General features: G+C 45.4%; 1 protein-coding gene. It reads right to left on the minus strand.

Annotation, left to right across the window (positions count from 1 at the left end):
• Positions 1-106: 106 nt before the first annotated feature.
• Positions 107-551: C40 family peptidase (locus R7Q09_RS27675; RefSeq protein ID WP_318144151.1), on the minus strand; the 445-nt coding region annotated here is incomplete at its 5' end.

Raw genomic sequence — 551 nt, forward strand, 5'->3', positions numbered from 1 at the left:
TAGTGAAAAACCTATTTGATACCGCAGTCGCCACTTACGACTAATGTTCAAATGTCGAGTATGCCCTCTAATATTCAGCTAAACACTATTCCAACAATAAGAAGGGTTACAAGGTAACTCTTCTTACTTGCCAAAACTTGGACGCCCAGTAAGGGTTGTCGATTCTAGAAATAATTACCCCTTTAGACGTTGATGCGTGCATAAACTGCTTGTTCCCCAAGTAGATTCCAACGTGGTAGGTGCTTCGTCGAGTTTTAAAAAACACCAAATCTCCTTGTTTGGCATCCGTCCAACTCAGCTCAACGCCTTGTGTGGATTGCTGCTTTGTCGTCCTTGGTAGGGCGAGTTGATACGCTGCGACAAAGGCTCTTTGAACGAAAGCCGAGCAGTCGATTCCAGATTTTTGCGTTCCGCCAAGTCGATAGGGCGTGCCGTGCCACTCGTTGTAAAACTGAAACAAGTCAGGGTTATTAGACAATAACTGATTGGTGGGTACAGTTACTTCAACCTGTTCACTCGGCTCTGGGCCAGACGAACAAGCTGAAAGTAGA

The organism is Vibrio sp. 2130-1, assembly GCF_033339515.1.